10 protein-coding genes, 1 pseudogene and 1 riboswitch are annotated in these 13,424 nt (G+C 55.6%); of the genes and pseudogenes, 3 read left to right on the forward strand and 8 right to left on the reverse strand.

What is annotated here, in order from left to right; translation table 11 throughout:
• Positions 1 to 1,423: 1,423 nt before the first annotated feature.
• On the forward strand, positions 1,424 to 1,816 hold the full coding sequence (locus tag IPQ00_11315; GenBank protein MBL0241145.1) for a response regulator: 393 nt from the start codon (positions 1,424 to 1,426) through the stop codon (positions 1,814 to 1,816).
• A 132-nt stretch (positions 1,817 to 1,948) separates the two neighbouring features.
• Here IPQ00_11315 and IPQ00_11320 read toward each other — a convergent pair whose 3' ends face one another.
• Positions 1,949 to 2,452 carry a hypothetical protein gene (locus tag IPQ00_11320; GenBank protein ID MBL0241146.1) on the reverse strand — a complete coding sequence of 168 codons (504 nt, stop codon included), beginning with the start codon at positions 2,450 to 2,452 and terminating at the stop codon, positions 1,949 to 1,951.
• A gap of 46 nt (positions 2,453 to 2,498) precedes the next feature.
• Between IPQ00_11320 and IPQ00_11325 the strand changes: the two are divergent.
• A pseudogene (locus tag IPQ00_11325) lies at positions 2,499 to 2,951 on the forward strand (hypothetical protein).
• A 1,150-nt stretch (positions 2,952 to 4,101) separates the two neighbouring features.
• Positions 4,102 to 4,956, forward strand: a complete 855-nt coding sequence (locus tag IPQ00_11330) for a response regulator (protein MBL0241147.1) — start codon at positions 4,102 to 4,104, stop codon at positions 4,954 to 4,956.
• Here IPQ00_11330 and IPQ00_11335 read toward each other — a convergent pair.
• The 7 genes from IPQ00_11335 to IPQ00_11365 form a co-directional block, all read right to left on the reverse strand.
• Positions 4,953 to 5,669 (reverse strand): SDR family oxidoreductase, encoded by a 717-nt coding sequence (locus tag IPQ00_11335; protein ID MBL0241148.1) that lies wholly within the window; start codon positions 5,667 to 5,669, stop codon positions 4,953 to 4,955. The two genes, IPQ00_11330 and IPQ00_11335, sit on opposite strands and share 4 nt — an antisense overlap.
• A complete protein-coding gene (gene gatB, locus IPQ00_11340; protein ID MBL0241149.1) occupies positions 5,666 to 7,135 on the reverse strand; it encodes an Asp-tRNA(Asn)/Glu-tRNA(Gln) amidotransferase subunit GatB in 1,470 nt (489 codons plus the stop codon). The genes IPQ00_11335 and gatB overlap by 4 nt, the downstream gene beginning before the upstream one ends.
• A 16-nt stretch (positions 7,136 to 7,151) precedes the next feature.
• The gene (locus IPQ00_11345; protein ID MBL0241150.1) at positions 7,152 to 7,634 is read right to left on the reverse strand and encodes a hypothetical protein; all 483 of its coding nucleotides are present in this window, start codon (positions 7,632 to 7,634) and stop codon (positions 7,152 to 7,154) included.
• 68 nt (positions 7,635 to 7,702) lie between these two features.
• Complete coding sequence (locus IPQ00_11350; GenBank protein MBL0241151.1) at positions 7,703 to 10,075, reverse strand: TonB-dependent receptor; 2,373 nt, start codon at positions 10,073 to 10,075, stop codon at positions 7,703 to 7,705.
• Positions 10,076 to 10,351: 276 nt separating this feature from the next.
• Positions 10,352 to 11,122, reverse strand: coding sequence for an ABC transporter ATP-binding protein (locus tag IPQ00_11355; protein MBL0241152.1), 771 nt, complete (start codon positions 11,120 to 11,122; stop codon positions 10,352 to 10,354).
• Positions 11,123 to 11,179: 57 nt separating this feature from the next.
• Positions 11,180 to 12,130: an iron ABC transporter permease gene (locus IPQ00_11360; protein MBL0241153.1), complete on the reverse strand. Its 951-nt coding sequence runs from the start codon at positions 12,128 to 12,130 to the stop codon at positions 11,180 to 11,182.
• Positions 12,131 to 12,172: 42 nt separating this feature from the next.
• Positions 12,173 to 13,114 carry a cobalamin-binding protein gene (locus IPQ00_11365; protein ID MBL0241154.1) on the reverse strand — a complete coding sequence of 314 codons (942 nt, stop codon included), beginning with the start codon at positions 13,112 to 13,114 and terminating at the stop codon, positions 12,173 to 12,175.
• 133 nt (positions 13,115 to 13,247) lie between these two features.
• Positions 13,248 to 13,378: riboswitch (cobalamin riboswitch) on the reverse strand.
• Positions 13,379 to 13,424: the final 46 nt, after the last annotated feature.

Below are 13,424 nucleotides of genomic sequence, written 5' to 3' on the forward strand. Positions count from 1 at the left end.
ACAGCGCGGAATTTCCGCAAATGAGGAAGGGCAGGTTCAGTTCGCGGTCGATTGTTTTGACAAGGCTCTCGAACAAGATGACAGATGTGAATCAGCATTGGTGTGGAAAGCATCTTTGATGGAGTCGGAAATAGATCGCGAAGACCTCCTTGTCCGTGCTTTGCTTATCAATCCGGATAATAGTGACGCCAGATCGGCTCTCGATGCAATAACCGGCCGACGCGAACAACAAAAGCTCGATTCAGCCCGTGCCGCAGCAGTCAGCGGTGACCTCAGCGGAGCCGAATCGATCCTGCACGAAGTATTGGCAAACGATCCGGACTCGACCGATGCTTGGTTGCTGATGTCACAGGTGGCAGCACCATTCAGCGAGAAAATGCTCGCCTATCGCCGAATACTGGAACTCGATCCGACAAATGCTCTGGCTACCGCCGGCCACGATTACTTGTCCGATATGGTCGATTCTTTCAAAACGGAAGAACCGGCAGTCGCTCCCGAGTCTTTTGACGAAACGGTCAGCGAAAATGTCTCGGACGAGCACGCCGCAGACGAAAGCGTTGAAATGGTCGCCCCAGACCAATCTCAACAAAACGGTTACTACCAAAACTCGATCGTGCCGGTTGTGAGTGAAACAACTGATTCGCACGAGTTGCACGCAGGCTCCAATGCCAGTGAGCAGATCTCGGACGTAATGAATGAGGTTCTTGAAAGCTACTATGAGCCCGTAGCGGAAAATGAAGTTGGCGAATTGCAATTTGACGATGACGAAACTGTAGTCGATAGCGTCGATCTCGAGACCGAAACACTCTCGTTCCACAACAGTTTTGAAGAAACCGATACCACTGACGAGGAAGAGGAATTGGTGTTCGCCGATCAAAGAAATGATCAAAGCGAAGTTAGTCACGAACAGGAATGCAGTGATGAATTAGCGGAACCACACGTATTTGAGGCACGCGAGGAACAGCCCGAATGGCCGTCCGAGCAACCGGTTGCAGAGGACATTTATGCCGCTGCCCCCGAAGTGCCTTACTCCGACAGCGATGTTGAAGAACATATTCCTCAAGCCCATTGCCCTTACTGCAATGCGGGCAACGAACCGCACGCGTTCGAGTGCTCATCGTGTCAGGCGGTCCTTTCTCTGTCGGATCTTGAACGGCTATTGGCACATTCAAACGCGGATCAGGAGTCCCTCCAGGAGTCCGTCACCAAAATGGAATCCGAGTGGAATCTCCGCGAGTTCAGCGAACAAGAACTGACTGTTTTGGGGATCGGACAACTGAATCTCAAGAATAACGACGCCGGATTTGCCTATCTCCAAGAGGCTGCTCGGACCAATCCGAATAACGTGATCCTTGCCAGTCAGGTCAATGCCCTCGCGATCCGTCTCGATGAGATCCGTCGGCAAACCGAGGTCCACGACGCAATGCCAAAGGGCAAGACGATCCTGGTCGTTGACGATAGTCCGACGGTACGAAAGCTCATTTCCAGCAAGCTTGAAAAGTCCGGTCACAACGTGGTCTGTGCTGAGGACGGTGTCGACGCAATGACGGTACTCGAATCGACGGTCCCCGACCTTGTCCTGCTTGATATAGCGATGCCGCGAATGGACGGTTATGCGGTCTGCAAACTCATCCGGTCCAACGATGCAACCAAGGAAGTGCCGGTTGTAATGATCTCAGGAAAGGACGGATTCTTTGACAAGGTCCGCGGCAGAATGGCCGGAACGACCGGTTATATAACCAAGCCGTTCGGTCCCGAGACTCTAATGCGTGCCTTAGAGACGTACCTCCTGCCTGATATGGCCGAAAACGACTGATCGCTCCGCATCTCATAAAATGCCCCCCACTCAACCCGCTCTTACCAACAAAGATAAGTCGGCCCTATATGCTTTTGTCGAACGAGCATCGGGCCGGCTTGTCGGCATTCGCAACGGACTGCTCATATTCGATCAGAACCGCAGTTCTGATGGTGATATCGATGTCTCACTTCGTGGCCTCGAACTATTGCGCCGTGACGCCTCAGACAACCAGATCGAGCAGATCGTCGGCCTGATCGATGAGTGCGAAACTTCGATCAGAGCAGCTATCGGCCCATCGCCACCGGCGTCACTGATCGGGCGATCGCTGGATATTATCGCCAAGATCGAAGAATTCTTGCTGACGATCCCTTTAAGTTCAGACGACTTTCTACCGGATGTTTCTGATTTTATCGACGACTCATTTCGTTCGCTATGGGGCGAAAGCCCGAAGCAGGAAGTGGAACCAGGCGTCGAAGAATTTGAGGTGGACGAAGAGACATTAGAGATCTTTCGTTCGGAAGCCACCGAATTGCTCAGCAGCATCTCACATAGCGTCGAATCACTCAGGTCAAACCCCGATAACCGCGAGGCACTCTGGGAAGTGCGCCGCTGTGCCCACACCTTTAAGGGAGCCGCCGGGATCGTCGGGGTCAAAGACGCCTCGGAACTTGCTCACCGGGTCGAAGATCTATTGGACCTGATGGTAGAAAACACCACACGGCCCGACACTGAGATACTCGAGCTATTATCTCGTGCCTATCATCTACTTGATAGATCGACCTTCGGAACAGCCGTGAGTTCACCAGGCGGCTCGCATTCGATCTATTCCGACTTTGATAGCGTGATCGCACGGGTTTCGGCGATGCCCACAGGATCGGATTCGGCAAAGGCAGATCTGCCGGCCGATAAACCAAAATCAACGGTGCCGATCATCGACCGGCCGGCTTCATCGCCGATCGTGCGAGTTTCACTGGATAGATTGGATAATTTGATCGATCTGTCAGGCGAAATGGCGACCAATCGCCGATCCGTGGCGGTTGAATTTTCTAAGCTTATCGAAAGGAGCGATTCGGCCGACCTCGCGACGGTGATTGACGCGATCGGCGCGCTACTCGACGCTCAGCGCCATCTGACCGCCGAACTTCAGGACAAGTTGTTCGGGATCAGGCTTGTAAGATTTGGGACGCTCGAGACTCGCTTGTCGCGTGCCGTCCCGGTCTTTGGGGGGCGGCTCCGGGGGCGCAAACCGGGGAAGAGAACCCCCCTATCTCCTTCTCGGGCCGCGGGCGGGCGGCCCGGGGGGGGGGGTCCGGGGGGGGGCGGCCCCCCGGGGGGCGCGGGGCCCGCCCGGCGGCGGGCCGCCCGTGTCTCTCCCGGGGGGGCGGGCCCCAAAAACGCGACGGCCTCCCCCGGACGGGGGGGGCGTCGGGGGCGGGGGGGGGGGGCCAGGGCCCCCGGGGGCCGCCCGGCGGGGGGGGGGCGCGGCGCGGGGAACGGCGCCCCGCTCATCTCCCCCCCGTCCCCTCGCCCCCCCGGCACGGGGCCGGGGGGGCGGGCGGGCGCGTCGGACGACGGGGGGGGGGGGGGGGGGGGGGCCCGGGGGGGCCCCTCCCCCCCCCCGGTCCCCTTCCCCCCTTTTCCGCGGCAGGAGGGGGGGCGGGCGGGCCCGGGGCAGCGCGCGCGGGCGGGGAGGCGCCGCCGCCGCGCGCCGGCCCCCCCCCGGGGGGGCCGGGGTCCGGAGGGGGAGGGGCCCCCGCCCGGGCCGGCCCGGGGCCGGGCGGGGGCGCGGGGCGGGGGCCGGAGGTCCGCGCGGGGGCCGGGCCCGGGGCCGGGTCCGGGGGGGGTCCCCCCCCGGCGGCTCGCCCCCGGGCCCCGGGCCCCGGCCGGGGCCCCTTGCCAGGGGGAAACCAACCGCCCCACCCGACCCGCGGCCCCGGGCCCCGGCCCCCGTCCCCGCCGCCCTTCCGCCCCTTCGCCCCGGGCCCCCGGGGCGCCCGGGAGAGCCCGCCGAAAGCCGGGCCCCCCCCCGGCCTCTCCCCCCCAAGCACCCCCCAGCCCCAGGGGGGGGGCTGGTCCAGGGGGCAAAGGCTACCGCCCTTCGCGGGCCCCGGGGTGGTCGCCGGATTGGCTCTTTCCACAGAAGCCCCCGGGCACACCCCTCGTCCACCCCTAAGGTTTGGGGGGGGGGGCCCCACGTCACGAGTGAAGAAGAGCAAAAGAATGTCGGCATTGTTCTTGAAAATGGCGATACCGAGATCGACACTCAGATCATCGATGCCCTGATCGAGCCGCTTCTGCACCTATTGAAGAATGCCGTCGTCCACGGCATCGAACGCGAAGACACTCGCCGCTTGATCGGTAAGCCGGAAAAGGGCTTGATACGCATTCGTATCGATTCCGATAGCGACGGACTCACCCTGACAGTGGCCGACGACGGCCGAGGGATTTCAATAGCCAAACTGAAAGAAAAGGCGATCCGGAATCAGTTGATTTGTGCTGAGACTGCCGAATTAATGAACGATAATGACGCCTACCAACTAATATTTGAACGCGGTCTGACCACGGCCGACACCTTAAACCTCAATGCCGGCCGCGGTATCGGTATGAGCATCGTCAAGGAAAGTGTCGCAAAGTGCGGCGGGCAGTTAAATATTGCTTCTGAAACACAGGCCGGGACGACGTTCACAATTCGAATGCCGCTGACGATCCCAAGGGTCAAGGCACCTGCCGTAAAGACGCCGGAACCCGCCAACATTCCGAAAATTGACGAACCTGCAAGAAAGGTTGTGTTAATCGTGGACGACAGCCCAAGTGTCCGGAGCCAGACCTGCAAGGTCGTCGAAGAATGCGGCCACCGGGTCATCACCGCCCAAAATGGAGCCGAGGCACTCGAACTGCTGCTTTCAGGAGTTTGGCATCCCGACCTGATCCTTTCTGACGTAGAAATGCCGATAATGGACGGATGGGAACTGCTGGAGTATGTCAAAACCGACGAGCACTTCGGCAAGATCCCCGTGGTTATGATCACATCACTTGCCGAACAACATCATCGCGATCGGGCAATGGCTCTCGGCGCATCTGACTATCAAATAAAACCGGTTAATCGGCTACGGCTCGCAAGCTCGATCGCATCGCAGATCGGCGAGCACGTTTCTTAACGAACGGGCGGCTTACTCGGCCGGATCTCGACCTTACTCGGCAGTGCCCTCGGGTTCATTTCGAGCAGATCCAAAACAACTTGGGCAATGTCCTCGGGCTGCAATTGCCACGCCTTTTCGTCGGACGGCACATCGCCGCCAAAATACGTATTGACGCTACCCGGGCAGATATAGCTGACCTTGATATTGTCCTGCCGCACTTCCTGCATCAAAGCCTCGGAGAATCCGTTCAATCCAAATTTTGAAGCGTTATACGCCGCCATTTTCGGATGAGCGTTTTGTCCCGCGAGACTTGAGATATTGAAAATATATCCGCCGCTCCGCCGTTTGATCATCGGTATCGCGTGATGGCACGCGTAAAACACACCGAGCAGATTCGTCTCGATCATCTGGCGAAACTCATCTCCCGAGATCTCTTCGACCGTCTTGCCGAATACCCCCATCCCGGCATTATTAACCAGAATATCGACCCCGCCGAAAACACGCTCAGCTTCCTCAAGCATCTGCCTGACCTGCTCCTCGCTGCGAACGTCACACATTTCGCCGTGGACGTCACCCAGCGGACGAAGTCGGTCGAGTGCCGCCGCCAGATCTTTCTTGCTCCGGCCGCAAATAAACACACGCATTCCGGCACCGAGCAATGACTCGGCGATCGCCAGTCCGATTCCTTTTGTACCGCCGGTCACGACAGCGACCGAGTCCTTTTTGATCATAATTTCTGCTTCAATATTTCGTTGACCACTTTTGGATTTGCCTTTCCCTGCGAAGCTTTCATTACTTGGCCGACAAAGAAACCAAAGAGTTTATCGTTACCCGCACGATATGCATCGACATTTGCCTGACTGACGGCTATCACTTCGTCAACGATCTTTTCGATCGCACCGGTATCAGAGACCTGTTCAAATCCCTTTTCAGCGATCACCTCGGGGGCAGTTTTTCCGGTCGCAAACATCTCGGCCAAAACTTCCTTGGCCTGATTGTTGTTGATCTTGCCGGCTTCGACTGCTTTGAGCAATTCGGCAAGATCCTCGGCGGTCAAAAGACTTTCTGCGGCCGATTTGCCCGAAATGTTCAATTCACGCGTCAGTTCGCCGAGTATCCAATTAGCTGAGAGCTTCGGATTGGCAGTAAACCGGGCGGTCGTCTCAAAATACTCAGCCAGATATTTGTCAGCAACGATCTGTGACGCTTCGGCAAAACTGAGTCCGTAAACTTCGATGAATCGATCTCGCATCGCGTCCGGCAACTCAGGCATTTCACGTTTGACCTGCTCAATAAATTCCGCCGAAACGACCAACGGCTGCAGATCGGGTTCGGGAAAATAACGATAGTCGTGGGCATCCTCTTTGCTGCGCATAAACCGCGTTTGATTATTCTTCTCGTCCCACAGACGCGATTCCTGATTTACTGGCTCGCCTTTTTCGTGGGCTTCGATCTGGCGCTCGATCTCAAATTCGATCGCCCGCTGCATAAATCTGACCGAATTCAGATTTTTGAGCTCGGCCTTATTCCGAAATTCGGTCTCGCCTATCTTTCGGACCGATACGTTGGCCTCACATCGCAGATTTCCCTTTTCCATATCGGCATCGCTTGCCCCGACCCATTGCAGTACGCGGCGAACGTGATTGACATAGTCATACGCCTGCCAGGACGTACGGAAATCAGGTGATGTGACGATCTCGCCCAATGGAGTTCCGGCCCGATTGAGATCTATGTACGAAAACTTATCTACTTCCGGCAGACCTTCGTGCACATTCTTTCCGGCATCTTCCTCAAGGTGCATTCGCTGGACGTGTATCGTCATCGGCCGCCACTCTTCGGCACGGCCGTGCTCATCACGCTCGGCGGTCATTATCGTTAAGTGGCCGTTTGCGGAAAATGGCTTGTCGTATTGCGATATCTGGTACCCTTTCGGCAGATCGGGGTAAAAGTAGTTTTTGCGTGCAAAAATAGACGTTTCCTGTATTTCCAGCCCCAGCGAAAGTGCCGCACGAGCGCCTAGTTCGATGACTCGGCGATTAAGCACCGGTAATGCACCCGGCAATCCGAGACATACCGGACAGGTGTTCGAATTAGGTTCGCCGCCCGTCTCGACCGAGCATCCGCAAAAGATCTTTGTATTTGTTGCCAACTGGGCGTGGATCTCCATCCCAATTATCGCTTCCCAACCTTGCTTCATATTGATCGCTCTAACTTTATCGTTTTGTCGTCCACATCGGCCGCGGCCTCGTCGCCGATCCGGTCGGCCAAAATTGTCCGCCCGCAAAGTATCCGGGGCGGACGGCTTGTCGAAACCGGAGTTGCGGATATTGATAACCGCGTCCGCCTAGCCAATACATAACTGCCGAATTGTCCGAAGGGTAATAAACGGCAGAGGGGTTGCTGTAACTTACCGCGTAACGCCGCTCGGCCTCGGCTCGCTCTGCCGCAAGGCGAGCATTACGCAATTCTGCAGCGAGTTTCTCCGACTCGACCCGATCACGCTCACGTCGCTCGGCGAGTTCTGCCGGTGACGGCAGGCCTAATTTAGCGTAATTTTCCGCATAGTCCCGTTCGGCCCTTACACGCTCCTGCCGGTATTTTTCAAGATCGGCATTAGTAACAGCTTTGGACTGTGCAACCGCATAGCCGCACAGTCCAAATATGAGACAAAAAATTAACAACGATCTTTGTTTCATAAGTCGATCCACTCCGATTTATCCGATTATAGCACGAAAAATCGACTTGAACCGTCCGCCCGTTCAGGCTAGAAACTCAAACTCGTTCCGATCCGTGCGGTTCGCGAGGCTGTTCGAAATCCATTTTCGTAATACTCCCGGCCGAATATGTTTTCGATGGTCCCGAAAATTCTAACGGACACTTTTTCGCCGCTTGCTCGGATCGTATAACCGCTCGTCAGATCGCCTTTTCGATTTCCGCTGAAGCGATAGACGTACGTTGAGTAGGTTGAGTTGCTGAATATCGGAGCCAGATAGCTGCTGCCTGCGACCAGATCAAAATTGACCCAGAACCTTTTATACCGTTGCGTTGCCACGAGTGTGAACTGATGCTCCGGAATCCCCAACGAAGATATAACACCACTTCCGGCGACTTGAGGGCTTCGCTGATCGCTATTTGTAAACGTGTACGACGTGAATATATCGGCTCCTTTCCAGGGCTTAAGAGTGCCGCTAAGTTCGGCGCCGCGTGCGATCCCGCCTTTCTGATTCAGGTATCCGCCGTATGGCCGCGTCGTCGTCCCGATATTCGGCACCACATTGCCGTAGCCGATGGTCTCGTCGAGCGTGGTGTAGAAATATACCGCGGAAAGCACAACTCTTCGCCGTGCAAAGTCCTGCTCGATGCCGCCATCGACCGCCAATGTCTTTTCCGGTTTCAGATACGGATCGCCGATCGCGATAAAGCTCGGCGTCCCGAACGTCGAGTAAAAGGTTCCAAATCGCTCGTACAGCGATGGGACTCGATAGCCGTTGCCGATATGGGCTCGGATCTTGGTTCCGGTGCGTCTGACATAATACGAGGCCGATCCGTCAAGCGTAAACGCATTTGGCGGATCAACAAGGTTCGGGTCGCTGTACGGGGCATTTGCCAAACTGAACGACGGGCGTGACAGCCCGAATTTTTGCAGCCTCGCACCGCCGGCAAACTGTAGAGTTCCATCCAGCAATCTCAACATATCCTGAACGTACGCCGTGTGACTTACCTGCCCCGCGCTTGTATAAAAATCTTCGGTTCCTGACGGCGTTCGGCCCTCATTGCCAAAGCTCTCTCGTTCAAATTCATAACCGGCGGTCAGCGAATTCAGCTTAGTCGGCGTCCAATTCAGATGGACGTTCCCGGTGTGGATCTGTCCGTCAAAAATGCTCGTCGATGCACCCTGAAATCCCGGTCCGAGTGCCCCGTTGTCGTTCGTGCGGCGGGTCGCCAGCCCTTGGTAATGGCCGCTTAAATACAATTTGTCGTTGATTACCTGATTGACGACAAACTGGCCGGTAAAGGCCCTTGACCCCTGAAAGCTGTCCGGATCATTTGCATCGCCGACAAAATTTACGTTTGGCGACGCACGAATTACCAAGCTATTAGTCGCCGGCATTATGCCAAAAGTGTCCGGGCTCGCGTTGAGCCGCACTTTTGCATCGGACAAAAATATCCGGCCCGAAATGCTCGTTTTAGCGGATGGGCTGAGATCAGCCCGCGTTTGAAAATTTGTGTTGCCGGCATTGTCCTGACCGTCAATGCCCTTTGTATATGCCGTCCGGGACAGTGCGGCACCGATGCCAAATTTACCGTTTGCGAGGCCGTGCGAAATATTCCCGCGAAATCGCCCGAGACCCATACCGCCGAATGCTCCGGAAACCTGGCCGTGCGTGCCGCTTGTTGCTTGCGGAGTTCTAAAGTCGACCGTGCCACCGATCGCGTTAGTACCGTAGAGCGATGACCCCGGACCTCTGAGCACCTCGACCCGACTGACGCTGGTCAGAGTAATATCGCCCAAAAACGGCGAAGCGTCGCCCGTTATCGCCGAAGGATCGCGAAACCGTATGCCGTCGACCAAAAGTGCGGTGTCCTGACTCCGAAGACCGCGTGATTTGATCGACGCCGTTCTGCCAAAACCGCCGAGTTGCTGGACGCTAAATCCGGGAATCGTCCGAAGGCTGTCGATCAGCGTAAAATCCGCCCGATCGCGCATCTCCTGTCCGCTGATCACGCTTACCGTCTTTGAGACTTCCTCAATAGGCTGATTAGAGTTAACGGATATTGTTACGGATTCTCGAATCATTACTCCCACAAGTTTGACGGTTAGCGTCAGATCAAGTGTGTCACCTTCTTTGACAGCGAAAGCTTGTTCGACATACATATCCACCGAACTGATGCCCGGGCCAGCAGTAATTACATATTCACCTGCCTGAACTGAACGGAACGTAAAATTCCCTTCTCCATCTGCATCGGTTTTATAAACCAACGACGAATCACTCTTTGATTTTAGTGTTACATCTGAACGGTGTACTCCCCCGCCGTTGTTTGGCATCACGACCCTTCCGGTGACTGTCGCACCATTTTGACCGAATACTACAAGTGTTAACAAAAGACTAAAACCCAAACCTGCAAAAACTCTCATATAATTTCCTCTTCTGCCCATCGCAGAATGGTTCTGATCCCGGACACTCGAGCAGCGTTCCAGACTCGCCCATATGCAAAGTTTTGAACTTAGAATGATGAATTAAGATCCGCTCTCTATTCATCATTCGATATTCATCCTTCGACATTTGACTCACTGTTGCGTGGGCAGTGTTGGCTTTCCACCAAACTTCCGCTGCGTCGCTTGCCAATTTGTAGCCGGTTTACACGAGTAGATCTTTTTCATCTTATTCGTGTAATTCGTGGCTAACCCTTCTTAAAATACGTTCGTCACACGAACGTTTCCGCTTGCCGGATTCCTATCCAGCAGCACATCGACACCGAAAACATTTCGCACGTTTTCGACCGTCAAAACGGCGGCGGGCGCGCCCTTTGCGGCGATCTGCCCCGCCTTTAACATAATTATCTCGTCCGCAAACTCGGCGGCCAGATTGAGGTCGTGCGTGATGACGATCGCCGAGCAACCGCACTCGACACAACGCTCTTTTACAAGCCTGAACATCATCGCCTGATGCGAGAGATCGAGATTCGCCGTTGGCTCGTCGAGCAAAAGCGTCATCGAACCTGCCGCCAGTGCCCGCGCCAAAACGACACGCTGGCGTTCGCCGCCCGAGAGGTGATCCATCAGGCGGGAACGGTATTGGTCGAGATCACAGCTTTGCAGAGCTCTGTCGGCAAACGCAAAGTCATTCTCGGTCTCCCAGCCAAACGCCCGGCCTGACGCATACCGCCCCGAAAGCACAAACTCAAGTACCGTCACCGGAAATCGCGTCTCGGTCTCTTGAGCGACCACCGCGATCTTTTGAGCGACCTCACGCCGCGATAGCTCTGCGAGTGATCGGCCATCTAGGCGGATCTCGCCCGAGGCGATCGGCAGCGTACCGTTCATCGCCCGGATCAGCGTCGTCTTGCCGGCACCATTGGCTCCCGCAAGAGCTATGATCTGACCGGCCGCAAGCGTCAGTGACACGTCACGCAAGATCTCGCGTGTTCCGTATCTGACCGTTATTTCTCGAACCTCAAGCATTTTTCTTGCCGCGAATTACACGAATTCAGAAACATATTTTATTCGTGTCATTAGTCGCTAATTCTTCCTAAGTAAATAGATAAACAGCGGCGCACCGATCAGTGCGGTGATAGCGCCGACCGGCAACTCTCGCGGAGCGATCGCCGTCCTGGCGATCGTGTCGGCAAATACCACAAAGATCGCGCCGACGACCGCCGAAAACGGCACGACCAGGCGGTTATCGCTGCCGATGGTCAATCTGACCAGATGCGGCACTATCAATCCGACGTAACCGACCGAGCCGCTCGCCGCGACCGCCGCCCCGACAACGAGGCTGGACGCACCGAAAACCAGCATCCGGACTCGCCCCACCTCGACCCCGAAATCAAAAGCGTCACGCTCACCGACCATCATCAGATTCAGAGCCTTCGCCTGTGTCATCAGCACCACCGTGCCGATAATGGCTGCACCGAGGCTGATGTAAACGCCATTCGGCGTCGCCTGCGAAAGGTCGCCGAGCAGCCAGAATGTAAAGCTCCGCAGCTTGGCCGCATCAAGCAAGGTGGTCAGCATCACGATAACCGATGACAAAAATGTGGTTATGATCACACCCGACAGCACCAGTCGCTCGACATTCATCCCGGTTCGGCTTTTCGCCATTCGATAGACCGCGATCGTCGCGATTCCGGCACCGGCAAATGCCAGTATGGGCCGCGTCAGTTCGAGGCTCTGAAAGAAAACGAACGCGACCATCGTCCCGAGCGCCGCACCATTCGACACCCCGAGTAAATAAGGCTCTGCGAGCGGATTTCTGAGCAACGACTGCAGCCCCGCTCCGGCTACCGCCAAACTCGCCCCGACACACGCACCTAACAAGATCCGCGGCAAACGGATGTCATACAGTATCGACATCTGCTGCTCATTTAGGCTAAATAGCGGAAGACGTTCGGCCCCTAACATCGCAGCCAGTATCAGCACCGCGACAAGTGCGATGGCGAGCAAGACTGCGATCTTTAAGTGGCGTTTCAAATGTCTTGTTTTCCTCTTGGCTAACAGCTATCAGCTAATTGATCATCCCGGAAATTGCTCCGGATGCAGGTTCCGTGCGATCTGCTCCAAAGCGTCGATCAGCCTCGGCCCAGGCCGCGAGATAATGTCGGCGTTGATCCTAAAAACACGCCCGTTCTTTACCGCCGGCGAATTTTTAAAAACGTCATTCGGCTCCTGATTATCAGGGCTTTCCGACAGAATGATGGCCTCAGGGTTCATCACCAAGGCGCTCTCTTTGCTTACCTTCGGATAGGCCTCAGCAATGTCTGCCGTGGTTACGGTCGCTCCCGCCAACTGGACGACCTGTGTCAACAAGGAGTCTTTTCCAATGGAAAAAAGGGGTTCCTTCGAGATCTGTACGAACACCAAAACGCGGCCTCCCGGGGGAAGTCCTCCGCCCGGCCAGGAATTCATTTTTGTCCGAATCTCACTTTCGCGGCCCTGGAGGTCGACTATGATATTTGCGGCAGATTCGGAGTTTCCAAAAATAGTGCCCAATTTCTCCAGGCTTCCATACAGCCCGTTCAAGGTGGTCGGGTTCGTCACATAAACCGCGATCCCGTTCGCCTCAAGCGTCTTCGTAAACGCCTCGATCTGCGACGCGGTCGAGACAAATACAATGTCAGGTTTGAGAGCGACGATCGATTCCATATTAGGATTCATCGTGTCGCCGATCTTCGCTATTGTCTTTGCTGCTTCGGGATAGTTGCAGAATGTCGTCACGCCGACCAAACGGTCGCCGGCACCGACTGCAAATATATTCTCGGTCAGATTCGGTGCGAGTGAAACTACGCGGCTAACCTTAACCGGAACAGACACACGGCGACCGAGATCATCGGTAACGACCCTCATCGGCCGAACGGACGACGACGATCCGCCGTCGGTGTTGCCCGATGACCCTGCGCGGCACGCACCCAACGTGAGCATCAGGCCCAACAACGATATAAATAAAACTTTCTTCATTCCTTAGATCTACACAACAAAAAACGCCTCGCTTTCCTCACGTCGATGTGTATCGACCAGAAAAACAAGGCGTTCCAAAAAAATTAAATTGAAAAACTATGCCTGCCGGCGATGTTTTGACGCGAAACATCTACTTGGCAATAACTTCTGAGGCAGGCGTTCTGACTTATTGATTTACAGTGACGCGATCGTGCGGGAGTCTCACCCGGCTTTCCCTTTTAGGCCGCTTCTTGAAAAAGCGGCACCTCAAAGCTATAGAATGTAAAAGATCAAGTGGCAAATTATTGCCGTTCTTACCCGCAAAGTCAAT

The organism is Chloracidobacterium sp. (assembly GCA_016720705.1).
In the GTDB taxonomy this organism is placed as follows: domain Bacteria; phylum Acidobacteriota; class Blastocatellia; order Pyrinomonadales; family Pyrinomonadaceae; genus OLB17.

Coding starts and splice junctions, on each gene's coding strand:
- IPQ00_11315 (MBL0241145.1), top strand. CDS start 1,424: ATGCCAAAGGGCAAGACGATCCTGGTCGTTGACGATAGTCCGACGGTA.
- IPQ00_11335 (MBL0241148.1), bottom strand. CDS start 5,669: ATGATCAAAAAGGACTCGGTCGCTGTCGTGACCGGCGGTACAAAAGGA.
- gatB (MBL0241149.1), bottom strand. CDS start 7,135: ATGAAGCAAGGTTGGGAAGCGATAATTGGGATGGAGATCCACGCCCAG.
- IPQ00_11345 (MBL0241150.1), bottom strand. CDS start 7,634: ATGAAACAAAGATCGTTGTTAATTTTTTGTCTCATATTTGGACTGTGC.
- IPQ00_11350 (MBL0241151.1), bottom strand. CDS start 10,075: ATGAGAGTTTTTGCAGGTTTGGGTTTTAGTCTTTTGTTAACACTTGTA.
- IPQ00_11355 (MBL0241152.1), bottom strand. CDS start 11,122: ATGCTTGAGGTTCGAGAAATAACGGTCAGATACGGAACACGCGAGATC.
- IPQ00_11365 (MBL0241154.1), bottom strand. CDS start 13,114: ATGAAGAAAGTTTTATTTATATCGTTGTTGGGCCTGATGCTCACGTTG.